The sequence below is a fragment of the Natronorubrum halobium genome (genome assembly GCF_051351675.1).
In the GTDB taxonomy this organism is placed as follows: Archaea; Halobacteriota; Halobacteria; order Halobacteriales; family Natrialbaceae; genus Natronorubrum.
The window spans coordinates 178,157-201,383 of sequence record NZ_CP195596.1 but is presented as its reverse complement, the minus strand read 5'-3'; the positions used below and the strand labels follow the sequence as shown (position 1 = coordinate 201,383).

At 56.0% G+C, this 23,227-nt stretch carries 15 protein-coding genes and 3 pseudogenes; 9 read left to right on the top strand and 9 right to left on the bottom strand.

Annotated features, from left to right (window positions below; translation table 11 throughout):
• Nucleotides 1-122 precede the first annotated feature (122 nt).
• Nucleotides 123-1,118 carry an NAD(P)/FAD-dependent oxidoreductase gene (locus ACSFC7_RS24885; protein ID WP_436348600.1) on the top strand — a complete coding sequence of 332 codons (996 nt, stop codon included), beginning with the start codon at nucleotides 123-125 and terminating at the stop codon, nucleotides 1,116-1,118.
• Nucleotides 1,119-1,869: 751 nt separating this feature from the next.
• Nucleotides 1,870-2,055: pseudogene (locus ACSFC7_RS24880) on the top strand (ISH3 family transposase); the annotation flags it as partial.
• Between the two features lie 438 nt (nucleotides 2,056-2,493).
• Here ACSFC7_RS24880 and ACSFC7_RS24875 read toward each other — a convergent pair.
• Nucleotides 2,494-2,898 carry a DoxX family protein gene (locus ACSFC7_RS24875; RefSeq protein WP_436348599.1) on the bottom strand — a complete coding sequence of 135 codons (405 nt, stop codon included), beginning with the start codon at nucleotides 2,896-2,898 and terminating at the stop codon, nucleotides 2,494-2,496.
• Between the two features lie 6 nt (nucleotides 2,899-2,904).
• On the bottom strand, nucleotides 2,905-3,951 hold the full coding sequence (locus ACSFC7_RS24870) for a WD40/YVTN/BNR-like repeat-containing protein (protein ID WP_436348598.1): 1,047 nt from the start codon (nucleotides 3,949-3,951) through the stop codon (nucleotides 2,905-2,907).
• Nucleotides 3,952-4,084: 133 nt separating this feature from the next.
• Between ACSFC7_RS24870 and ACSFC7_RS24865 the strand changes: the two genes are divergently transcribed.
• Both ACSFC7_RS24865 and ACSFC7_RS24860 read left to right on the top strand, forming a co-directional pair.
• Nucleotides 4,085-5,086, top strand: coding sequence for a TatD family hydrolase (locus ACSFC7_RS24865; RefSeq protein WP_436348596.1), 1,002 nt, complete (start codon nucleotides 4,085-4,087; stop codon nucleotides 5,084-5,086).
• A gap of 183 nt (nucleotides 5,087-5,269) precedes the next feature.
• A pseudogene (locus ACSFC7_RS24860) lies at nucleotides 5,270-6,553 on the top strand (RNA-guided endonuclease InsQ/TnpB family protein).
• A gap of 112 nt (nucleotides 6,554-6,665) precedes the next feature.
• On the opposite strand, the gene ACSFC7_RS24855 reads toward ACSFC7_RS24860, so the two are convergent.
• Nucleotides 6,666-7,553: a fumarylacetoacetate hydrolase family protein gene (locus tag ACSFC7_RS24855; RefSeq protein WP_436348594.1), complete on the bottom strand. Its 888-nt coding sequence runs from the start codon at nucleotides 7,551-7,553 to the stop codon at nucleotides 6,666-6,668.
• A gap of 592 nt (nucleotides 7,554-8,145) precedes the next feature.
• Nucleotides 8,146-9,366 (bottom strand): CaiB/BaiF CoA transferase family protein, encoded by a 1,221-nt coding sequence (locus ACSFC7_RS24850; RefSeq protein ID WP_436348593.1) that lies wholly within the window; start codon nucleotides 9,364-9,366, stop codon nucleotides 8,146-8,148.
• Between the two features lie 992 nt (nucleotides 9,367-10,358).
• Here ACSFC7_RS24850 and ACSFC7_RS24845 point away from each other — a divergent pair.
• Nucleotides 10,359-11,126: an IclR family transcriptional regulator gene (locus ACSFC7_RS24845; protein ID WP_436348592.1), complete on the top strand. Its 768-nt coding sequence runs from the start codon at nucleotides 10,359-10,361 to the stop codon at nucleotides 11,124-11,126.
• A 245-nt stretch (nucleotides 11,127-11,371) separates the two neighbouring features.
• Here the strand turns inward: ACSFC7_RS24845 and ACSFC7_RS24840 are convergent, their stop codons facing one another.
• Nucleotides 11,372-12,730 (bottom strand): amidohydrolase family protein, encoded by a 1,359-nt coding sequence (locus tag ACSFC7_RS24840; RefSeq protein WP_436348591.1) that lies wholly within the window; start codon nucleotides 12,728-12,730, stop codon nucleotides 11,372-11,374.
• 642 nt (nucleotides 12,731-13,372) lie between these two features.
• Between ACSFC7_RS24840 and ACSFC7_RS24835 the strand changes: the two are divergent.
• Nucleotides 13,373-14,050 (top strand): annotated as a pseudogene (locus ACSFC7_RS24835) (IS6 family transposase).
• Nucleotides 14,051-15,396: 1,346 nt separating this feature from the next.
• Here ACSFC7_RS24835 and ACSFC7_RS24830 read toward each other — a convergent pair.
• From ACSFC7_RS24830 to ACSFC7_RS24820, 3 genes are all read right to left on the bottom strand, one after another.
• The gene (locus ACSFC7_RS24830) at nucleotides 15,397-16,575 is read right to left on the bottom strand and encodes an acyl-CoA dehydrogenase family protein (protein WP_436348590.1); all 1,179 of its coding nucleotides are present in this window, start codon (nucleotides 16,573-16,575) and stop codon (nucleotides 15,397-15,399) included.
• Nucleotides 16,576-17,285: 710 nt separating this feature from the next.
• Entirely contained in the window at nucleotides 17,286-18,491 is a 1,206-nt protein-coding gene (locus tag ACSFC7_RS24825; protein WP_436348588.1) for an acyl-CoA dehydrogenase family protein, read from the bottom strand.
• A gap of 188 nt (nucleotides 18,492-18,679) precedes the next feature.
• Nucleotides 18,680-19,414, bottom strand: a complete 735-nt coding sequence (locus ACSFC7_RS24820; protein ID WP_436348587.1) for a fumarylacetoacetate hydrolase family protein — start codon at nucleotides 19,412-19,414, stop codon at nucleotides 18,680-18,682.
• A 102-nt stretch (nucleotides 19,415-19,516) separates the two neighbouring features.
• Here ACSFC7_RS24820 and ACSFC7_RS24815 point away from each other — a divergent pair, with 102 nt between their 5' ends.
• The 3 genes from ACSFC7_RS24815 (at nucleotide 19,517) to ACSFC7_RS24805 (ending at nucleotide 22,356) form a co-directional block, all read left to right on the top strand.
• Nucleotides 19,517-20,026, top strand: a complete 510-nt coding sequence (locus ACSFC7_RS24815) for a MaoC family dehydratase (RefSeq protein ID WP_436348719.1) — start codon at nucleotides 19,517-19,519, stop codon at nucleotides 20,024-20,026.
• A 179-nt stretch (nucleotides 20,027-20,205) separates the two neighbouring features.
• Complete coding sequence (locus ACSFC7_RS24810; protein WP_436348586.1) at nucleotides 20,206-21,570, top strand: CapA family protein; 1,365 nt, start codon at nucleotides 20,206-20,208, stop codon at nucleotides 21,568-21,570.
• Nucleotides 21,571-21,927: 357 nt separating this feature from the next.
• Entirely contained in the window at nucleotides 21,928-22,356 is a 429-nt protein-coding gene (locus tag ACSFC7_RS24805; RefSeq protein WP_436348585.1) for a universal stress protein, read from the top strand.
• Nucleotides 22,357-22,403: 47 nt separating this feature from the next.
• On the opposite strand, the gene ACSFC7_RS24800 is transcribed toward ACSFC7_RS24805, so the two are convergent.
• Entirely contained in the window at nucleotides 22,404-23,201 is a 798-nt protein-coding gene (locus tag ACSFC7_RS24800; protein ID WP_436348584.1) for an SDR family oxidoreductase, read from the bottom strand.
• Nucleotides 23,202-23,227: the final 26 nt, after the last annotated feature.

The following is a 23,227-nucleotide window of genomic DNA, read 5'->3' as shown; positions in this document are numbered from 1 at the left end:
CTTGAAGCTACACTTAGCCAGATCACACAGTAGCATACTTCGATCTCGCGAGTATCCGTCAGTGTGGCAAATATGCGGCCTGATCACAAAAATCATGTAGGTGTAAAGAGTGTACTTACTATATGGCTAGCTTAGAGGACAGCCACCAGCTTATCATTGCGGGTACTGGAATTGCAGGGCTATCAGCAGCGATTTACGCTGGGCGAGCAAACCTTGAACCGCTTGTATTGGAAGGATTTGAGCCAGGAGGCCAACTCACCTTGACAACGGATGTCGCAAACTACCCGGGTTTTCCGGAGGGAATAGCTGGGCCAGAATTGATTCAAAAAATGAAAGACCAAGCGACGAACTTTGGTGCTAAGATCGAACATGGTGTCATTAGCAAAATCGATGATTCCCAGCGCCCCTTCCATGTAGAACTGCAAGATGGAAATACGTACACCTGCGACGCATTTATCGCAGCTTCAGGTGCCTCTGCCCGAACACTAGGCGTCCCTGGTGAGGATGAGCTAATGGGGTTCGGCGTTTCAACGTGTGCAACCTGCGATGGCGCATTTTTCCGTGATGAGGATATGCTCGTTATCGGTGGGGGAGATGCTGCAATGGAAGAAGCAAGTTTTCTCACGAAATTTGCAGATACGGTGTATTTAGCTCATCGTCGCACAGGGTTCCGCGCAGAGGATTATTGGGTTGACCGAGTCAAGGATCATGTTGAGGAAGGAAACATTGAGATCCTACGCAATACAGAATCGTTAGAGATTAACGGAACCGCGGAGGACGGGGTTGATAATGTGGTATTAGCTGAGCATCCTGACGGTCATCCAACTGAGAAATTAGATGCGGACAGTACGGAAACCTTTGAATTCGAGGTTGCGGCCGTCTTCCTAGCCATTGGTCATACACCAAACACAGATTATCTCCAAGAAACAGGAGTGGAACTTGATGACACTGGCTACATTCAGACGCAGAGAGGTACAGGTGGCAACCAGACGGCCACTGCAGTCGAAGGTATCTTTGGTGCAGGTGACGTTGTTGATCATCACTATCAACAAGCAATTACGGCCGGCGGGATGGGAGTGAAGGCTGCACTGGACGTGGACGACTTTCTAGAGAATTAGAAGACTTGAGACAATAGCGTTGTCTAATACCAGATCTGACAGACGCGCAAAAGTTCACCAATCAACAGCAGGGGCATGAGCACGAACGTCCGGTTGGATACTACTCTTCAGTCCCCGTATCGCCTTCATTCTTGGTCAAGTGGTAGGTAACCTCCAAGAGCATCGTGAGCGACTCGATAGATTTGGATCTGCTTTGTCTACATGCCGGCTGAAGAAGTAGCGCTACGCAGCTTCTGTAATGGCGGAAGCGAAGCGGAAGAAGTGAATACACTCATCTTCCGCTTCGTTAAACAAGTGGCGTCGCTGGCTCAAAATCGTTGTGCTGCCAGCTCACGGCGGTGGTGAGTGATCCGGCTGGCAACGGGTTTGCCGGCTGGAAGCACCTCATGTTGCATTTTCTGCGCGTTCACATGGACGCGAGCTACGCAGAAATTGTTGATTGGACCAGCGAGATGGATCGAGTGTGTGCCGTCTTGCAGTTGGTCCACTCATTGTTCCCGGCACCCCTCGACACTGTGGCGGTCGTCGATCGGATGTCCACCCGTCTGGCGCTAACTGCTCGCTCGGTCAGCGACTGCGCAAGCCAGCCGATCATGAAGCACTGTGCCACGTTTTCGACCACGAAGCGACGTTCAGCCACTACGTCGATCGCTCGGACCGCCACATACAGACGCTCAAAACAACGGCCCTCGTCGACACAGATTCAGTACTTCACAAAGCCGCTTAGTTAGAACGTCTGCTTGCTGAAGATGTGCACTCCAAACAGCAAGCAGACAGTGAAATCCACGAGGATCAGCTTCTTAACTTCCTCGTCAACACCCTTGACGAGGAAGTTGCCCTCGATCTAGGTAACAACGCTGAAATCGATGCTGAGGATATCTGCGAGGTCCTCGTCGGTGCGTGCGCCGACGGGACCTCGGTCTCTAAACTCTGTGAGGACAGGGCACTGTCTATATAAGGAAAACCGCAGGACTGAGAGATGGTGAAGTTGCAGCATCAGCTGTGAAATCACTATCTATAGCCTGACACAGCGACACACTGTTCCATGGGCGGCGAAAATTCAGCTGTTTCAGCATACTTCTCACAAAGAGTGACTATCTCCGTTTTCACTACGACGCCGAAGCAGACGCTAAAACGCCGATATACGCTGGGATAGCTTAACTAGACAGTGCCTGAATCCCTATAGCCCATATCATCTAAATAAAACAAATAAATGTAATTTATCACATCGGAATAGTCGATACTACACAGCGAAGTCGGTCATCTGCTTCGAACGGGAGAGGTCGATTCGTCGGGAGAACCGGACGTTTGAGGCGGTTCCGCTACCGAATTCGATAGTTGATAGGCGGCTGGCGATAGCAATAGTGGGACAAGATTATTCGCCGGCGTTTTCGGCCTCTCGGGCCGCCTCACGGAAGAACGTAACGGCCCCGCCGATTAGGGCGATATTCTTGCAGAAGTTGATTTTATTCTGCTGGCGTTCCGCACCGTCCATCGTCCAAAAGTTGTGAATCGCGGGCGTCGTTCCGAGGAAGAAGACGATGAGCGCACCGGTCGCCGCCCGAGGGTACTTCCAGAAGACGATCCCTAGATTGGCAACGAGAAGCAGTCCGGTGGCGAGCGGGACCATGACCTCCGGGAGCGGGACGCCCCTCGAGCGGGATATCTCGACGCGCTTTTCGTTGTTCTTGAACCCGTCTACGGCCATGTAGACGAGGATACCGCTGTACAACAATCGGCCCGCTGCGGACGGCGGCTGGGTGGAATTTGATCGGGTCATGAATAGTTAGACGGACTCCATTCGGCTGACGTTCGCGGCGAGTCGCCCGACGGTGTGGTAGTCCCCGTCGTCGTCTCGGCGCATGATTCTCCCTTCGACGTCGTCTCGTTGGTCCGGAACGTCGAAGAGACCGGAGCCACAGAGGACGCCGCCGTCGTGTACGCACCACGTTTCGATGACCTCGTGTGGCTCTCCGGGGTAGGGAACTCGTTCGAAGTCCCTGCCGAAGTTCGTCGATTCGAACAGCGCCGCTTCGTGCTCGTCGTCGACCCAAGCGGGAGGGGCCTCTTCGCCGCCGCAGAAGAACAGCGTGCCGTCGTGAACGAACGCGCACCTGATGTACGAGAAATCGTTCCCGGTATCGATCCGCGTCCACGAATCGCCAGCGTCGGTCGTCCGATAGAGTCCGCCGTCGCCGACGGCGTGACCGAGCCCGAGATTCTCGAGATCGTGGTCGAGATAGCCGGTCGAAGCCAGCCAGACGTCCTCGGAGATGGGAAGGATCTGGTGAATATCGTCGATGATCGTCTCGCGTCGGTCGATCCACGTCTGGCCAGCATCGTTACTGAGGTGTATTCCGCCCGCCTCGACGCCGGCGATGAGCCGTTCCGGACGTCCGGGAACCGCCTCGAGGGCGCGCAGTCGCGCGTAATGCGGATCGATGGGTGACTCCCAGTGGCCTCGCGACGGCAGGTCACGGAACCCCTTGAGTTCGGACCACGTCTCGCCGTCGTCGACCGAGCGGTAAATGTAAGGGTCGTTCGTCCCCGCGTACAGTGCTCCATCCGCGGTCGCGAGGATCGACCACACCTCGCTCTCGCCGGCGTGCCAGTAACGGTCTCCCAGCGGAACTCCCATATCCTCCCACGTTTCACCGCGATCGGTCGAGCGGTAGGCACCGGTCGAAGAGGCCACGAACACGTCGTCCGCGTGGTCGAAGGTCCTGACGGCGGTCACGACGCCGCAGTCGAGCACCCGCGGTGGATCGTCCGGTTCGAACGGGATCGCTTCGGGACGGTACAACCCGTCGTCCGTGCCGATTAGCACTGCCATAGGGGATATGTGAGCGTGGCCCATAATAAAGATTCGTCACCCCGGAAAACCCTAAGTGGGCAGTTCACCAATATCGAATCCGACACGCCGACAGCGCACAACACTCATTCATCGGAAGGAGTATACGAAAGCTATGACATCGACACCACCGACGAAGCGACCGACCGACGCGGCGTACATCGACGACGAACCCGACCTCCCGACCGACCTCCTCAATCTCCCGTGGATCGACGTCCACAATCACGCGCACACGCTCTCCTGGGACGACCGCGAGCGGTACGCCCTCTCCGGCTGTGAAGCCATGGTCATGGTCGCGTCCGGCTACCACTGGACGCCGTACAAACCGGTCACCGCGGAGGACGTCCGGTTCCTCTGGGACGATGCGATCAACCGGCGCGCGGCGATCGAGCGGAACCACTTCTTCGAGGCCAAACTCGGCCTGGGTATTCACACCGGTGTTCGGATCGAGGATCCGGACGCGCTGGTGGACGCGATGGACGACTACTGTGGACTCGACGAAGTCGTCGCGCTCGGCGAGACGGGCGTGACGCCGTCACAGCACGTCAGCGCCTGGGACCTGGACGAACAGCGCGCGATCGTCCAGGCGCAGATGGAACTCGCGGACACCTACGATCTGCCGATCATCCTCCACACGCCGAACCAGTCCGACGATTCGGGACGCCCCTACCGGCCGGAGGTCCAGACTCCCGGCTACGAGAAGAACACCGGACTCGGACAGGAGCCGGTGATCGACGGCGACAATCCGGCGCTCGAGTCGGTCAGGATCGACGTCGAAGCGATGCGCGACGCGGGGATAGACGACGAACAGGTCGTCGCATCACACGCCGACCAAAACAACACCGAGTATCTCATGGAGAACACGAACTGCTACCTGAGCTTCACCATCGGCCACTCGTGGTTGATCGGCGTCACCGCCGCGGACGTCGCCGACGCGATCGACGAGTACGGGCCGGAACGAATCATGGTCGATACGGACTGCGCGAACGTGCTCCGCACCGACCCCTTCGCGCTGAAACGAGCGATCTTCGAACTGTACCGCTACGGGATCGACGAAGCGGCGATTCGGAAAGTCGTCCTGGAGAATCCGCGACGCGTGTTCGGCTTCGAGGAGTGAGCCCTCGGCCGAACCGTCCGAACCGTCCTCGAGTTATACGCTGAGTAGGTGCAATACCACGCCGTTCACGGCGTGGATACGCGCCGTCACTTGATGACGCCATCCACCGAGGACAGCCCGGCAGGATATTCCGCGTGAATCGCAATCAACACCATTATATAATTCCGCAAACATAGGTTATGTATGGCGAAAGAGGTCGTCCCACGCACCATCGTTGCTTCCATCAGGAACCAGCGACAAGTGCAACCCGACCTCAACCCGCTTGGATTCGCCGCCAGTAAACTCTGGAACGTCGCAAGATGGACTTGCGACCGTATCTGGAACGAAACTGGCCTCATCCCCGAGGATGGCGACCTAAAATCGTACCTAAAGTCCCACGAACGCTACGCCGACTTACATTCTCAATCGAGTCAGCGCGTTCTCGAAGAACTCGCTGAAGCGTTCAAAGGCTGGTACACGAAACGCCGAAACGGGGGCCAGAAAGCGAATCCGCCAGCATACCGCAAACACAACGACAACCACCCACGCTCCACAATCACGTTCAAAGGTGCAGGATTCAAAGTCCACACAAAGTACGGACGGATCCGCCTCTCGAAAGGGCGGAACCTCAAAGAATACTGGTCCGACTTCATCCTCTGCGACATCTAAACCCGTCCAGACATTGACTTGGACGACGTGAAAAGCGTTCAACAAGTTCGCGCAGTCTGGAACGATTCGAAAGACGAGTGGGAGTTACACCTCGTCTGTAACATCGAAGTAGATGTGCCAGACACGCCCGGTGGGAAGACCGTGGGTGTTGACCTCGGTGTCAACAACTTCGCCGCACTCGCCTACGAGGATGGCGAGGCTGAGTTGTATCCGTTGAACTGCTTGAAGCAGGACGATTACTACTTCAGCAAGCGTATCGCTCGCTGTGATGAATCGTCCTCGGAGTAGGCCACACGGTTGAACGCGAAAAAGTCCAATCGTCGCACTCACTACTTTCACGTCCTGTCCAAACACATCGTCGAACGGTGTGTTGAAGAAGATGGTGGTACCATAGCCATTGGCGACCTTGGTGGTATCCGTGAAGACGAGGATAGCGAAGTGAAGGATTGGGGTAAACACGGCAATCTTGACCTGCACTCGTGGGCGTTCAACCGTTTCACGAACTTGTTGGAGTACAAAGCTAAAGCCGAGGGTATCTCGGTGGACCGGGTATCTGAACGCGGTACGTCCAAGTCGTGTTCGTGTTGTGTCCGGGAGAGAAAGTCGAACCGCGTGAAACGCGGGTTGTACGTGTGTGACGAGTGTGATATGGTTGCGAATGCTGATGTGAACGGTGCTGAAAATATTCGACAGAAAGTATCTCCGAGTCTCGCCTGTGATGGGAGAGATAGGAGTAACGGCTGGTTGGCACAGCCATCGACGTATTTGTTCGATTCCGAGAGCGGATGCTTTGCACCGCGAGAACAGGTATTGTCGTAGACCTTAATATCCCAACCGCGGTCGGGATTCCCGCGGTAACGAGACGCGTCGCGTCTCGTTCGCACACCAGAACGCGGAGCGTTCTGGGGACGTCTTCAGGCGCGGGAGGATGTCAACGGTACTCGCAGCTGTTCGATAGCTCGCCGAGTTCTTCGACACCGATCGTTACACTGTCGCCGTCCTCGAGGAGTACCGGCGGTTCACGGTACACGCCGACGCCCGGCGGCGTTCCGGTGAAGAGAAGATCGCCCGGATTGAGAGTGAACGCCTGACTGCAGAACGAGACCAGTTCGTCGATACCGAAGATCAGGTTCGCAGTCGTCGACTCCTGCAACCGCTCCCCGTTCACCTCCGCCCAGATCTCGAGGTCGTGGGGATCGTCGATCTCGTTCGCCGTGACGAGTTCCGGCCCGATCGGAGCGAACGTATCGAGACTCTTTCCCCGGACCCACTGGCCGTCACCGTGTTGAAGGTCGCGCGCCGAGACGTCGTTGCCGACGAGATAGCCGGCGACGTGATCGAGTGCGTCTTCCGGGCTGACTCGACGCGTTTCGCGACCGATGACGGCGACCAGTTCCGCCTCGTAGTCGACCTTCTCGGTGAACTCCGGATCCCACTCGATCGTGCTCTCCGGACCGGTCACCGTCGTCGGGAACTTCGAGAAGAGGACGGGTTCGTCGGGGATGGGATTGTCACCCTCCTCGGCGTGATCGCGATAGTTGAGTCCGACGCAGACTATCTTTTCCGGATTCAGTACCGGCGCGCGTCGATCGACCGCTGCCTCGTCGTAGACGCCGGTATCAGTCTTCTCGGCGTACTCGATGGCGAGCTCGGCTTTGCGTTGCCACTCCCAGTCGGCCAGCAAGTCGGTGCTATCGGTCGGGATATCGATTCCGGCACCGGCACCCGCTTCCGAGAGGTTGATCACCCGGTCCGCATCGGTTCGTACGCCGCACCAGTGCTGTTCCGTGTCCGCCGTCGTGTATTGTCCAATTCGCATAGTGGGTTACTCGTATCCATCGGTCGCGCGCTCGAGGGCTATTCCGGTTCCGTCGAGGAGGTCTCGAACAGCCGAAACGAATCGAACGCGGCCGAGACACCGACGTCGTCCGCCGGTTCGGTATCCGGGTCCGGATACTTCGTTTCGCGGTGTTCGTGCCATACCTACCCGTAACGATTCACTAACGGGATAAAAATATTCTGCTCGATACGTCGACGAGCGGGAGGACTCGGCGGAATCGTGCCCCGAAATCGTCGCGTCCGTTCGTTACTCGAGAGACGTCAGCCGCGGTTCGACCGTCTCGGTTCCGTCCCGAAGCCGATACGCGCCGGCGAACGCGACCCGGTCGCCGACCGAGATCGTCTCGTCTCACCCGTGTGATCAGTCGGACCTCGACGAAACGGGCGAGTCCGATACGGTTCGGACTCCGAACGTCGGGCGGCGTTACCGCGACGTCGGTCCAGGCGACGAGTTCGCCATCGACGATCGCTCGCTGCGCCGCGACGGTCGCGAGTTCGAGGAGCGACCGATCGGAGCGACTTTCGAATCGAGTCATTCCGACGCCGGAGGCGCGTACACCTGTCATTCGGCGCTACTCCCCGGAACCGCTCGGCTCTCCGAAGACGCCGGCGTCCTCCATCTCGTCGATTTCAGCGTCCGAGTACCCCAGCTCGCGGAGCACGTCTCGGTTGTGCTCTCCGAGCAACGGTGGCGGGAGTTCGAACCCGCTATCGACGTGGTCGAACTTCAATGGGTGCTCGATCACGGGAATGGTTCCGCGTTCGGGATGTTCGATCTCGGTCACCGCATCGCGGGCTTCGATCTGGGGATTGCTCAGCGCCTCCTCGACGTCGAACACGGGACCCGCCGGGACGCCACCTTCCTCGGCGATGATCTCGGTCCACTCGTCGGTGGGTTTCGTTCGGAGCGTCGCTTCGATCTCGGTCTCGAGTTCGTCCAGATGTTCGACTCGATCGGCGTTCGTCTCGAAGCGTTCGTCGGCCGGCAGGTCGGGTCGGTCGAGAACCTCGCACAGTTCCATCCATAGCTTCTCGTTGAGGATGCAGATGTTGATGTAGCTGTCCGCAGTCTCGAAGGTCTGGTACGGCGCGAGTACCGGATCCTTCGTCCCCATCCGCCGGGTTTCGTTGCCGGCGAAAATCTGTCCCGCTTGCTTGGTGAGCCACGGGAGCGTCGCTTCGAGCATCCCGAGGTCGATGTACTCGCCGGATCCGGTTAGTTCCCGCCGGTACAGCGCGGTCATCGCCCCGAACGCCGCCCACATCGACGTGATGAGGTCCGTCATCGGCAATCCCACCTTCACCGGTTGTCGTCCCTCCTCACCGGTAACGCTCATGATCCCGCTCAGCCCCTGGATGAGAAGATCGTATCCCGAACGTTCGCGCCACGGACCGGTCTGACCGAACGCAGAGATTGCGAGATAGATAATCTCTTCGTTGTGCTCGGTGATCGAATCGTAATCGATTTCGAGGCGCTCTGCGGTTCCCGGGCGAAAGTTCTGAACGAAGATATCCGCCTCTTCGACGAGTTCGTACAGCGCCTCCTTGGCCCGTTCGTTCTTCAAGTCGAGCTCGACGCTTCGTTTGCCGTAGTTTACCGTCCAGTAGTACGGCGACTCCCCGTCGATGAACGGTGGTCCGGAGTGTCGAATCGCATCACCGTACCCCGGTTGCTCTACCTTGATCACCTCGGCGCCTTGGTTTGCGAGCATTGCCGAACAGAACCCTCCAGTAACGAACGTGGACAGGTCCAGAACCGTTACGCCGTCTAGTATTTTTCCGTTGTCTTTCATAGTGGATTCGTGTGCCGTTCTGTTACTCCGTAGTGGAACGAGTCGGCGTGCGAGTACGAACAGTCGTGGGTGTTGTCAGAGCTGTTCTCTCGTCAAACCGAAGTCGAGAGCCAGACTTGCGAACAAGCTGGCTCGTATCTCGAGATACGTGTATCACGTTGTAAAACTACCGGCGGATGTGATTCCCACGGTCAGACTAAATCGCCGAGCGCTCGTTCGGTCTAAGCCGGTGATAGCGTCCCGATGCCAGCAGGAAGTACGGAGGCGACTCGACGTCACGAACCGGACCGAGCGGGGTCGACGGCTCGGCCAACAGAACCGACTCGAGGGATTCGGACAGAATCATAGCAGTTACTCTCTCCGACAGCAGTGCTCAGGTACTCCCGCTGCAGTTACGCGACCGCCGACCACTAGCACTATTCGAACCGCTTCTGTCCCGTATATCGGGATTCGATTCGAGCAGATAATCAGCCTATCGCGCCTAATTCATCATCCATACCCCTTCTCTATCCCTATTTGAACGGTCCCATTTTCCGGGATACTGTTTTTACATAAGTACTTTCGTAAATATTCGAGGGTTATACCCCACTTGTAACAGCCGGCCGGTCTCGAACGGCAATGTAATCCCATCTTTTGACATCATGCGATTGAATTCCCTCTCGCTGTACTACTGGAGAATATAACTCATTCAATCGTTCGTGTTCGTACGTTCGACCAAAATACCGATCCCAATATTCGGGATCGTTCTCGTACCGAGAGAAGCTACCTGGAGGAGTACGACGTACCGGGAGCGAGGCAAGCAGCTGTGTCGGTGCCGTCAGTGCATTCTCCTCGCGACGAGCGTTCACAGACAGTAAACGATACCGTGAGTCGTCGCCAGACGGTCGATCGAGACTATCGCACGTACTCGGCCGGTAGCGCTTCAAACACGAGACGGCACTAACTCGATCCGAATATGCGGGATTTATACTGCTCGAGCGCCATGACAGAACATGGCAGATAAGATCCGATCGACGGTCAAGACGACTGAAACGTCGTTTGCGATCGTGCAGGCCATTCGGGAACTCGGGGGCGCGACGATCGAAGACCTCGCGGCTCATCTCGGCCTCTCTCAGAGTACCGTTCATCGACATCTGGCAACGCTTCGGGATAACGACTACGTGGTGAGCGATCGGGAGGAGTACCAAGTCGGACTCGGTTTTCTCACGGTAGGCGGTTACGCACAGCGACAGGTTACGGCCTACCCGAAGATCAAAGAGAAGGTCGACGAACTCGCGGCGGAAACCGGAGAACGCGCCCAGTTCATCGTCGAAGAGCACGGGAAACGCGTCTATCTGTACACCGAGGTCGGGCAGAGCGCCGTCCAGACCGGGGCTCACGTGGGCAAGCGCGGTGCACTGCACACCAGTGCCGGAGGAAAGGCGATACTCGCTAATCTGCCGGACGAACGCATCGACGAGATTGTCGCCGAACACGGTCTCTCCGAAGGAACCCAGAACAGCATCTCGACTCGAGCCGAACTGTCCAACAAATTAGAGCGAGTCAGACAGCAGGGGTACGCGTTCAACAAACAGGAAACGACGGCGGGCGTCAACGCAGTCGGTGCCGCGGTGCTCGACTCCGAAGGGACCGTCATCGGTTCGTTGAGCGTCTCGGGCCCGGCTAACCGGGTCAAAGACGACGGGTTGACCGAGGAGTTGCTCGAGCAGGTTCTCGGTGCGGTCAACGAGCTGGAGCTCGATATCAAACACTCGGTGTAACGAGGACCAGTTTCGGCAGTTCCCAATGCACGGTACTGGCGAGTACCAGTGCGGACCGGAAGGTACCGGCGAGTGGCTACTCACGCTGGCGAGGGATCCGTTCGAGACGCCTCGATGAGTCGTCGGGACGACATCCGCTGGACCGGGTCGTGGACGTCTACTTCGTCGTCACTCGCGGCCGCGATACCCGCAATAAATCAGCAGCGTCGTCTTGCTGAAGAGATACCCGCGAAAGAGGGAGTAATCTACAGATCCAGTCCGGCTTCGTCGATCAAGCGGCAACCCGATTCCACGAATCGGTCGAACTCCTCTTCGACGATCGGATTCAGGAGTTCACCGTCGCGCTTGACCGGTTCTCCGTCGACGAGAACGGTATCGATGTGGGACGGATCGGACTGGAACACGACTGTCTGAATCGGGGAGTGACACGGCGCGGTCATGAAGTCGTCCGTTCGAATCATGATGATATCCGCTCGCTTTCCGGGAGTGAGCGATCCGATCTCGTCTTCCATACCGAGCGCCCTCGCACCCTCGATCGTCGCGGACTCGAGCGCGTCTCGGCAGGTGAGACTGACCTCCGTGACCTCCTGGTCTCCCTCCAGGATCTCCTGATTGTCGAACATTCGCTGGACCTGGAGACCGATTCGCATTTGACTTCCCATGTCGCCGCTAATGTTCGAACAGACGTCGACGCCCCACGTCGGCCGACTGCCGGCCTCCAGTACCTTCCCCGTTACCGGAATTCCGTGTCCCATCTGCATCTCGACTTCCGGTGTCGCCGAGAAGAAAACGCCCTGCTCGACGGCGTGGTCGATGTCTTCCTGTGAGAAGTGGTTCGCGTGAGCGACGTTGACGTCCGGACCGAGCATATCGGTAATCGCACCGAAGCCCTGGTAGTCCTCGCCGTAGACCGACGACGGCCAGAGGGCGGCCCCCATGTGGATCGTCGCGACCACTCCGAGGTCGCGTGCGAGTTCGATATCGGCCCGCGCCACTTCTTCGGTCGTAAAGTCGGGACCGCGAAGTGCCAGTCCGAGATTCAACAGGTCGTCGTCGGCGATCTTTTCGTCACGGAGTTGGCGTACGTGTTCCTCCGGATGACTCTCCGTACTCTCGAACCACCACGTTTCCGCGTCGTTTCCGGGCGGCCCGTACGCGTACAACGTCCGTAGACCGGCATCTTTCAGCCCGTCAACCGCTCGTTCCGCGTGTTCGGGCGTATTGATCGCGTGCGACCAGTCAAGTGCCGTCGTCGTTCCGGTGTGGAGTTTCTCGAGTGCGCCGAACAGGTTCCTGAGGTACATATCCTCGGGTTGATACAGTCCAGCGATATTCCCCAGCATGTCGTCGAAGTAATCGCCCATGAGCGACCAGTCACCGGCGATCCCCCTGACCTGTGTCTGCCAAAGGTGGATGTGCGAATCGACGAACCCGGGGAGAACGATGTGATTCGACGCATCGATGACCTCCGCGTTGGACGCGGATAACCCGTGACCGACCTCGATGATTTCCCCGTCTTCGATCAAAACGTCCGCTTCTTCTAGCTCACCGATGTCAGGATCGAGCGAGACGATCGACCCATTCCGTATGATTGTTCGTGCCATACCCATTGATACCGATTAACCACGAGGTTAAAAATTTACCGCTTAGTAAAACATCTCCGAACAGTAAGTCGTACGCAAAGACGACGGTTTCGGCGAACGCGAACGATTTTCGTCTCCACCCGAAAATTATCGGCCGGGACTACTAGAATAGGCCGAAATCAAGGTTGTTTTCATTATTACCGTTTCCCGTATATGTTGTCACCGGTCTAGTTCCATACGGACACGGTTATAATAGAGGTCCCATCGTTATCCACTACGGTTGGTTACATAATCGGAAAAGACGAGAGACGTGGCGTTGTACTGCTTTTCTCAGCCTCTATAACTACAGAGGTTCAGTTGCGATACGCTGGCTAACTCTTTCGTCGCACGGAGACTTCCTCGTTTCCCAATCCCGGTATTGCACGGCCGACACTGCCCATTATCAGGTTGAACCGTGATTTTAGCAGCCCGAAACACAGTTGGGACGTGACAGTATCGAGCGTTCGGTCGACTCGACGAATCGAGTCACGAACGAGTGATCGAACTCGTCAGTACCGGACCTCTCAGAAAGCAGAATAGCATTCGAAAGCGAGAGGATCCGATGGAGGGCACTGTCTAGTTAGTGCGGTTTGAGAAGCGAGCAGGTCGTAGAGCTAGTTTGGCATGCAGCTCGCAGACCTGCTCAGCGAGTGCTACGCGACGGAATTTGATGAAGCTTGGGAGCGTGAGCGGACGGCGATGCCCGTCAGGGTGTTCGCCGTCCGCCTCCACGCGACCGGATGTTCGCTTCGAGAGATATAAGCAAGTCTTCGCCTGATCGGCGTTGAACGCTCTCACCAAGCAATCTGGCACTGGGTACATCGGCTGGCTGACAACGTGCCAGACCCGCCGACGGCGCAGCCGTCGCGGGTCGCCATTGATGAAACAGCTGTCAAGATTAACGGCGACTGGTCTTGGGTGTACGCTGCAATAGACGTAGACACTAGACTAATTCTCGATGTCGCAGTGTTCGGACGCCGAGGCACCGATCCAGCCGCTGCGTTCCTGCATCGATTGACCGAGAAACACGATCTCTCCGATACCGTGTTTCTCGTTGATGGCTATGGATATCTGACTGCCCTCTCTCGATTAGGGTTAAGCGGTCAACTCGACTACGTTGATCGAAACTTGATCGAAAAGTGGTTTCACACCTTCAAGATGCGAGTTGACCGCTTCCACAACTCCTGGGTGGGCAGTCGGACGAGCGTCAGAGAATGGCTTGGACAGTTCGTACACTATTATAACACGCAACGACCGCACCAGTCACTCAACGGACAGACGCCAACGGAGGTGCTAAACTAGACAGTGCCGTGTTTACCACCTATAAATTCTTCAATAATTTAGAAGCGTAGATATATAGACTTCCCATTCTGATGTATATATTGGTAGTTCTGTCCTCCTTAATTCCTATATATGGAAAATATTAGTTTATTTAGTTAATGAATTTAGATAGTAAACTGATTGAAATATATCATCATTCACGGCGTATTTCACTCTGAATTCTGCGAGTGAATCGGCTCAAGAGTAATCGATTACTGGTCAGTTGAAGCGTTTCACAAGGTGTGTCGCTAGATCTGGACCGACAGACGTGTCCAGCCGATACTGCTCGTTGATTAACCGAATCACAGTCCCTTCAACCACAATAGAATCCAGACTCCGGGCAGCGTCTGTTCGTTGTAAACCCAGTAATCAGCTGTCAAATGTTCCGGAATAGGACCGTAAAATCAATTATTTGAGTTGTAACTGAAGCGGTAGATAGCAAAATAAAAGTGTATACTGAAATTTGTAAACAACTTCGGTGTTTTTGCACTCCACGAAGATAGATTGCCCAATAGGGCCAGAGGTGGGCGTGTTCGAGTAGAAATCATGCAGAAAATGATCCGTTTCACTCCCTCAACCCCACCGGAATATCGCCGCTATTGCAGCACTGTGTTTCAAGCAACTAATTCATAGATATAGTTTATTTACATAGGTACAACTGTAATTTAGGTGGGTCTGGAGTTCCGTTACCGCACGAACCGAGAACCTCAGAGGGCAGTCTGGTTGGCTACCCCGAATTGTTTGCCCTCTCGTGTTCTACAATACGGAACGCCGCTCGTTAGTTTCGTACTATCCTGACTCCTCCTCTTTTTGTCCAACACACCAGTATCCGCTGCCATTCTCGGTTACAAAATTAATTCCAACTAAGTAAATTCGAATAACATAGTCATTGAATTCCATATTGTGGAACAGATAGGTCACTCGGTAGCGATCCCACGAAAAGCGATAACGATCTCTGGCGCATTATCAGGTCGACAGGTCTACTCCTCCTACAGATCATTGACGGCCTCTGTCGTGGGTTGTGCAACGTACGGTAAATGATTCCACGGCAAGCGGTACTATTCCATGATGATAACGGTCGTCAATTTTGCGAATGGTTGAGCCGCTGGTAACAGCAGCAATAGTAGCCGCAGAGACTCAATACACCACGATCACATGACGGTAGCGCGGTTCGGAACGAGAACCGCGGACTACGTGATCGGTTTCTGATCCGATTCTGTAGTTGCTATCGTTATTCGAACTCTCTACCGATTGGTCGTTCTTCGCCGCAAAATGTACAGGAGTATCAATGCCCCCATACTTGCTTCCTAGAACTCAACTTGGAGAACTCAGTACGAGCGTGGGAGACCGAGAACGTGTTCGCTGATGTAGTTGAGGATCATCTCGTCGCTCACCGGCGCAATGTGGGTCAACCGGGCCTCGCGGTAGTATCGCTCGACGTCGTACTCCGTCGCTACACCGTACCCACCGTGGGTCTGGACTGCAGCGTCCGTGGCGTCTGAGGCCGCTTCTCGAGCCATGTAGGCTGCGATGTTCGCCGCCTCACCGACGTCTCGACCCTCTTTGAACGCTCGGGCGGCCTGATAGGTAATATTCCGGGCGCTCGTCATTCTGGCATGTGCTTCGGCGAGAGGGTGCTGGATCGCTTGATTAGCACCGATTTTGCGGTCGAAGACCTCCCGTTCGGTAGCGTACTTGACGGCGCGGTCGATAGCAACCCGTGCCAGCCCGACGGCTTCAGCAGCGATAACGACGCGTTCTTCGTTGAGTCCGTCCATCACCTGGTAGAATCCGTCGTCCTCTTCGCCGATAAGATTCTCTGCAGGGATCTCGAGATCTTCGAACCAGACCTCATATGAAGGAACAGCCGCACGAATGTTCTTCTCAATTTCGGCAGTATCGATCGCTCCTTGCTCCTTTGCATCCTCGATATCAACCAGGAAGAGGCTCATCCCGTTCGTCTTTTTTGACACCTCCTCGAGCGGCGTCGTTCGTGCCACGAGCACCATGTAGTCAGAAGCGTGAATACGAGAACACCACGTTTTCTGTCCATTGATAACATATGTGTCACCGTTGCGTTCGGCGCGCGTGGTGATTGCCGTCGAGTCGAATCCGGCGTTTGGTTCCGTCAACGCGAAACACTGAAGCAGCTTATCGCCACTTGCGAGTTGTGGGAGAATCTCCTTTTTCATCTCCTCGCTCCCGTAATTAATAATCGAACGAGGGATAAACATTGCACCGTGACAGGACATTGAGCCGTTGAATCCGGCACCACTTGCGGCTATTTCCTCGAGAATGATTGATGCCTCGAGAGTGTCCATTCCAGCACCTCCGTACTGCTCGGGAATCACCGTGCCGAGCCAACCGTGTTCGCCGAGTTCCTGAACGAACTCCATCGGATACTCCGCGTTCCGATCTTTTTCCTGCCAGAACTCGTTGTCGTAGTTCTCACAGATCTTCTGTACTTCGGACTGAATGAGGCGCTCTTCGTCCGTAAATTCGAGCATATCTCGATAAGGAACTACACCATATTAAATCTATGGCGCGTATCGTCGCTGTACCGAGAAAGCGCAGCCTATCGGAGCGCCGTTCGTCTTACCGCCTGCCGAACACGGTCTATAATTACAGCCACGTGCCACCTTACAAATAATTTGTTCCGTCAACCGAAAGGATTCTCGACGCTGCGAGCTTCGAATTATAGAAATCGTCGAATTTTCCGACGATCGATACCGTCGAAAGCGTCCGGAACTCCCGTGCCAGAGGCTGCACTCGAGAAACGATAGACAGTCTTTTCGTACGAACCGCTTCTCACGATCTTGCAACGAAACACCAGGAATTTCTCGCGGATCGCCTTCTCCTATCGGCGAATCGTACTACGTTACCAAATACGAATGATAACTGCTCGATTCGTTGGCCATGGAACCTGTTATCGACCCGAACATCCGTGACCTGATTCTGACGAGGACCCGTTTGGAGACATACTTTCGACGAAGCGGCGGGTCTGGGAAGAAACTCGGTCTCATCCACGGTTCAACTATTCCGATGACGTCGGATATGCGACGGCACAGGCTACGCGACGACGGGAACACCAATCGACGTGATCGTCGATAAAAACGAGAACAGTCAGTTTGCCGGATAGAACGTCCGATATTTACTCGGGCCCACAGAAACGGAAACCGACGGCGATCTAGTGATTCCTTGTCGCAGTGCGAGAGGCTTAGAACGACCGTGGCAAGTCCAGCGCTTTCTCGCTAACGTAGTTTAACGTAAGCTCTTGGGAGATGGGTGCAATCCGAGCAATTCGGGCGTTTCGGAAGTATCGCTCGACGTCGTATTCTCGAGCAACGCCGAACCCACCGAAGGTTTGGACGGCCGCATCGGACGCTTCATACGCCGCCTCCGCGGCAAGATGCTTCGAGGAGTTCGCGAGGATTCCGACCTGCTCTCGCTCGATTGAGTCCATGATCTCGGCCGTCTTGTGGACGAGTTGTTTCGTCGAGAGCGTCCGCATGTACGCCTTCGCAAGCGGATGTTGGATCGCCTGGTTCTTTCCGATCGGACGATCGAACACCTCGCGTTCGTTAGCGTACCCGGCGGCTTTGTTGAGCGCGAGCCGAGCGTGGCCGATACACTCGGAAGCGATAACGAGCCGTTCGTCGTTGAGACCGTCGAGGAGATAGTAAAACCCCTCGTGTTCCTCTCCGATACGATTCTCGACCGGGATCCGAAGATCGTCGAACCAGACTTCGAAGGAGTGAGAGAGGTTGAGAGAGGTCTTCGGAATCGACTTCATATCGACCGCGTCCTGGGTCTTCGCGTCCTCCATGTCGACGAGGAACATCGAAATCCCGTCGGTCTTCTTCGTCGCCTCCTCGGGGCTCTTCGTCCGTGCAACGAGAAGGAGGTAGTCGGTGACATCGAGACGAGACGTCCAGATTTTCTGGCCGTTGACGACGTACTCGTCGCCATCTCGCTCGGCGGTCGTCTCGATCGCCGTTGATTCCGATCCGGCGTTCGGTTCCGTCAGCCCGAGCGACTGTACCGTCGCCTCGCCCGATGCGATTTCCGGAAGAATCTCCTCTTTGAGCTGCTCGGTGCCGTGCTCGACGAGCGGACGGGACGTGTATATCGCGCCGTGGATCGCCTGAGAACCGCCAAAACCGGCACCACTGGCCGCGATCGTTTCCATCATAACGACCATCTCTTCCGTGCTCATCTCGCTTCCGCCGTGTTCTTCAGGAATTAGCGCACCAAACCAACCGTTTTCGGCCAGTAAGTCCGCGAATTCGGTGGGATACTCGTGGTCTTTCTCGTGTTCACGCCAGTATTCGTCGTCGAATTCCTCACAGATCCGTCCGATCTCTCGCTGGATCAGTTCTTGTTCCGGCGACAGGGATGTGAAGTCCCATGAAACTCGCGCCATATCTGAGACAATCGATGACCGAAGTAATGAATGTACCGCTACGTGTATACCCACCCAGTCTCACGGCTGGTCGTCCGCGGTCACGTCGAGTCGGTCTCAAGGAGACGCGCGGGTGAAACGTCTCGGTCATCAGAACACGTGAAAGCGGTCGACCGTGGAGGTAAGTCGACTGTGAACTGGAGGTCCCCTCAGGGTGGGGAAACGATGTCGTTTTGTAGGGTCCCAATTCCCTCTATCTCAACGCTAACGGTATCTCCGGCGGACAGCGAACCGATCCCCGCCGGTGTTCCCGTTGCGATGATGTCTCCCGGTTCGAGGGTCATGTATGTCGTTATCTCCTCGATTAGTTCAGGAATGGAGAAGATTAGCTGTGACAGATCCGAGTCCTGTTTCGTCTCCCCGTTTAGGTGAAGTTGGACCGAGGCATCGTCAGGTATCTCTTCCGGTGGAACGACAGCGGGACCGACAGGTAGCGATCCGTCGAACGCTTTCGCCCGGATCCAGTTCTGTTCGACTTCCTGATCGTGGCGATTCGAAATATCGTTGAGACAGGTGTAGCCGGCGACGAAGTCCATTGCGTCCGACGCGTCGACGTGCCGACACTGTTCGTCAATGACCACACCCATCTCCGCCTCGTAGTCGATCCGAACGTCAGTCGGCAATAGCGGAATGCTGGCTCCGTGGCTGGCGACCGCGTTCGGTCCCTTCAGAAACAACATTGGGCGTTCGGGGAGTTCCATCTCGACTTCGGCCGCGTGGTCTTCGTAGTTCAATCCGATGCAGATGATCTTGCTCGGTGAGACGGGACTGAGGAGATTGACCTCATCGAGGTCGTACGTCGTCCCCCCGAAGGAGACTGACTCGCCGTTCCATTCGCCGGTTCGAACGCTACCTGCGGGGTCACGGAATCGTGTCCATGCCATATGCAAAAACGGCAATTGAGTGTCTTAAAGGTATGGGGCCACGCTGTGTGCCAACGTTTGCCGAAGCGTTTATGTGTGATGGTGTACTTCTCAAACGTGCGCATGGTTCGCAATGTAATTGAGGTAGGAGAGAACCGATATCGGGAAGACTACGGTAGATATTACGAGGACTTTACCGTCGGAGACATCTACGAACACCGTCCGGCACGGACAATCACGCAGACGGACAATATCTGGTTTACGCTGTTGACCATGAACACGCATCCGCTGCACTTCAATGACGAATACGGCAAGGAGACAGAGTTCGGCGAGTGTCTCGTCAACTCCGCGCTCACGTTGTCGATCGTCGCCGGCATGAGTGTTAGCGACGTAAGCCACAAGACAGTTGCCAATCTCGGGTGGAGCGATATTAGAATGCCAAACCCCGTCTTCCATGGAGACACTCTCTACGCCGAAAGCGAGGTCCTGGAAAAGCGTCTCAGTGAATCCCGTGAAGATGACGGAATCGTTACTGTCAAGACGACTGCCGTGAACCAGAACGCCGACGTCATTATGGAGTTCGAACGCACGATGTTGATTCCCACTCGCGAAAAGGGGGCCCCCGAGAGCTGATCGATACGAACGCAGACCACACCGACGTCACGGCTTTGACGAAGCGGTCATTTCCGATTTTCGCGGCTCGAGCGAACGATTGATCGCCACTGAACTTTTCGAACCCGTCGGTAACATCCAATTTCCGCGCCAGCGGAAGCCGTCGCAACTATTATCACACTGACGATGGGATTTGTACCATGGCAGTCCACCTACCCGATGAGCTCTCCCTCTCGGCAACGGGTGATGCAATTCTCACACGAGAGATCCTTCCCTACGAGGGTTACTCAGAGCAGTTCGACAACCTTCTCGAAACGCTCCGAAATGCCGATGCCACGGTGACGAATCTCGAAGTCATCGTCCACGACTACGACAATTATCATGCCGCCTCGAGTGGCGGGACTTACATGAGGGCCCCGCCGGCAGTACTGGACGAACTCTCCGCGATGGGTTGTAACTTATTTAGCGCAGCGACGAACCACGTCTTCGATTTCACCTACGGGGGAATCGAGACTACACTCGACGAACTCGACCGACGTAATCTGTCCGCTGCGGGATTAGGGAAGACGCTTTATGAAGCGCGCTGCCCGGCGTACATCGAAACGCCTGCCGGCCGTGTTGGACTCGTCAGTGCCTGTTCCAGTATCACGCCGGGAAGTTCCGCAGGGCCCCAATCACAGACGCTTCCCGGTCGGCCGGGGTTGAATCCGCTCTCCGTCGAACCCGTCTATCAGATCACGCCATCAGATCTCGACCAATTACGGGCGATCAGCGAGGTTGCGGGCATCGAAGCCATGAAGCGGTCCTGGATCGAGCGGGGAATTTACTACAATCACGACTGGACTGACCAGGACTACTTCCACTTCGGAGACATGAAATTTCGGACCGTCAACGACGAGTCGGAGACCGGACTGACCTACGAGACATCGACCGAGGATCGGCAGGCAATTCTCGAGTGGATCGAGGCAGCCGACAGAAACGCCGATTGGGTCGCCATGTCGCTTCACACCCACCAGGGGGTAGGCGGAAAGCAATTAACGGAAACGACGCCCGAATTCGTTCAGTCGTTCGCTCGTGACTGCATCGATGCGGGAGCAGATCTGTTTATCGGGACGGGACCGCACGTGCTTCGGGGGATCGAACTGTACGACGACAGCCCCATCTTCTACTCGCTCGGCAACTTTATCGTCCAGAACGAAACTGTCGAGCGACTACCACCGGAGAGCTTTCAACGGTACGACCTTGGGGAACGACAAGACGTATCGGCCGTATTCGACGCGCGACTCTATGACGACGAGGGTGAACCGAAAGGAGATCTCGCAACGGATGCGTTCTGGGAAACTATCGTCCCGGAATGTACCTTCACCAAGGACGGTGGGCTCGAACACGTCGAACTCCACCCGTGTACGCTTCAACAACGTGCTTCTCGTCCGCAGCGTGGGATTCCGGTCCGAGCCGACGGAGAAACCGCGGTCGATATTCTCGAGACGGTCATGGAACTCTCGGAACCGTTCGGGACGGATCTCCGGATCGAGGATACCACTGCAATCTTCGAAATGGACTGAGTCGATAGTTACCATCGGTTTACACGGGGCCGGTAGCCCAAAGCCGGGCACCGTTCTTCGGATGCGCGATTACAACTGGAATTTATCGTAACCACTGAAAATCGACGCACGCCCGATCGTCCGACGGCTGCGTGATCGGTGTAAAATTCGTTTCAGTTATTACGATAATTCCTCGGTGTGGAACGAATGCGTCCGTTCGACCCGAAAACGCAGGGGTGGCATCTGGTGTTCGCTCTCGACGTCGATTTTCCTGGGTGGGTCGTGGAAAACAAGTCTCCCGAAACGGCTGTTCACGACGCGGGTGACTCCCGTCGTTACGACCCAAGTTATTAAGGAGCGTGCAATTCAATTACGTATATGTACACTGTACTCGTACCAGTAGATTCGGAGGAAGCGCGAGCGAAAGCGACTGTCGATGTAGTTACGTCGATTCCCATCGAAGCGACTGATGTCGAAATCGTCCTTATCAACATATTCAAAGAGTTCGACGTTACGGACGGCGAAGGCGGCGTCGTTAACTCGGACGAGATGTTCGACGAAAAGGATCTACCGGAGAGCGTCCACACCGCGGTATCACTCCTCAAGGACGCGGGATATTCTCCAACGGTACGAAGAGAACACGGAAACGTCGTCGAAACCATTATGTCGACCGCAGAGGGGATCGACGCCGATCACATCGTCATGGCGGGACGAAAGCGAAGTCCGGTCGGAAAGGCGATTTTCGGGAGCACGCTTCAGGGCGTCCTCAGCGCTGCGGACGTACCAGTAACCGTTACGCTGGAGTAACACAGGTAAAGAGCGATCGAACCGTATGTTCCCTCCTCGACTCGACCTCACTGCGTGCTCTTACTCCACCCGCCGTCGACCGGAATGACGGTCCCGGTGAGAAACCCAGCGGCCGGGGATGCCACGTACGTCACCGTTCGCGCGAACTCCTCGGGCGTTCCCAACCGCCCGATTGGTAGCTCTACCTTCCGATCCTCAAGTACCGATTCGAACGGTACGTCGTCTCGCTGTGCGACCTGTTCGGTCTTCGACTCGATGCGGTCGGTCATAATACTCCGGGGACAGACGCAGTTTGACCGGATGTTATCAGCCGCGTACTCAGTCGCGAGACTTTTCGAGAGACCGAACAACCCCGAGCGGATCGTGCTCGTAAAGATCAATCCGGTCGGCGGTTCACGCGCCGTCGCAGCGACGAGGTGTGTCATCGAGCCGCCGGACTCTTTGAGTGCCGGTAGCGCCGCCTTCACGACGATGATGGTACTTTTCAGAATCGAGTTGTAGTGGTCGTCGAACTCCTCGACGGTCGCATCGGCGAAGTACTTCGGTGTCGTTCCGCCGTGGTTCGTAACGAGAACGTCGAGGCCGTCGAGTTCGTCGATACTCCGTTCGACTGCTGGACGTATCGATTCGGAATCGGATAAATCACAGACGATCGGATGAATCGCACTCTCGTTGGCGTTCGTCTCCTCGACGATGTGATTCTTTGCCTCCTCAAGGTTCTCCTGGCTTCGAGACGAGATTGCTACCTCTGCTCCCTCTGCTGCGAGTTGCGTTGCGGTTGCGCGGCCAAGCCCACTGCTCGCGGCCATCACAAGCGCGCTTTTTCCCGCCAATTCCAGGTCCATAGAGTACAAGTTCCCATAAGCAACAG

What these genes read in the sequence shown, in the direction of transcription:
- ACSFC7_RS24885 (WP_436348600.1), top strand. Translation starts at nt 123, where the DNA reads ATGGCTAGCTTAGAGGACAGCCACCAGCTTATCATTGCGGGTACTGGA.
- ACSFC7_RS24875 (WP_436348599.1), bottom strand. Translation starts at nt 2,898, where the DNA reads ATGACCCGATCAAATTCCACCCAGCCGCCGTCCGCAGCGGGCCGATTG.
- ACSFC7_RS24870 (WP_436348598.1), bottom strand. Translation starts at nt 3,951, where the DNA reads ATGGCAGTGCTAATCGGCACGGACGACGGGTTGTACCGTCCCGAAGCG.
- ACSFC7_RS24865 (WP_436348596.1), top strand. Translation starts at nt 4,085, where the DNA reads ATGACATCGACACCACCGACGAAGCGACCGACCGACGCGGCGTACATC.
- ACSFC7_RS24855 (WP_436348594.1), bottom strand. Translation starts at nt 7,553, where the DNA reads ATGCGAATTGGACAATACACGACGGCGGACACGGAACAGCACTGGTGC.
- ACSFC7_RS24850 (WP_436348593.1), bottom strand. Translation starts at nt 9,366, where the DNA reads ATGAAAGACAACGGAAAAATACTAGACGGCGTAACGGTTCTGGACCTG.
- ACSFC7_RS24845 (WP_436348592.1), top strand. Translation starts at nt 10,359, where the DNA reads ATGGCAGATAAGATCCGATCGACGGTCAAGACGACTGAAACGTCGTTT.
- ACSFC7_RS24840 (WP_436348591.1), bottom strand. Translation starts at nt 12,730, where the DNA reads ATGGCACGAACAATCATACGGAATGGGTCGATCGTCTCGCTCGATCCT.
- ACSFC7_RS24830 (WP_436348590.1), bottom strand. Translation starts at nt 16,575, where the DNA reads ATGCTCGAATTTACGGACGAAGAGCGCCTCATTCAGTCCGAAGTACAG.
- ACSFC7_RS24825 (WP_436348588.1), bottom strand. Translation starts at nt 18,491, where the DNA reads ATGGCGCGAGTTTCATGGGACTTCACATCCCTGTCGCCGGAACAAGAA.
- ACSFC7_RS24820 (WP_436348587.1), bottom strand. Translation starts at nt 19,414, where the DNA reads ATGGCATGGACACGATTCCGTGACCCCGCAGGTAGCGTTCGAACCGGC.
- ACSFC7_RS24815 (WP_436348719.1), top strand. Translation starts at nt 19,517, where the DNA reads ATGGTTCGCAATGTAATTGAGGTAGGAGAGAACCGATATCGGGAAGAC.
- ACSFC7_RS24810 (WP_436348586.1), top strand. Translation starts at nt 20,206, where the DNA reads ATGGCAGTCCACCTACCCGATGAGCTCTCCCTCTCGGCAACGGGTGAT.
- ACSFC7_RS24805 (WP_436348585.1), top strand. Translation starts at nt 21,928, where the DNA reads ATGTACACTGTACTCGTACCAGTAGATTCGGAGGAAGCGCGAGCGAAA.
- ACSFC7_RS24800 (WP_436348584.1), bottom strand. Translation starts at nt 23,201, where the DNA reads ATGGACCTGGAATTGGCGGGAAAAAGCGCGCTTGTGATGGCCGCGAGC.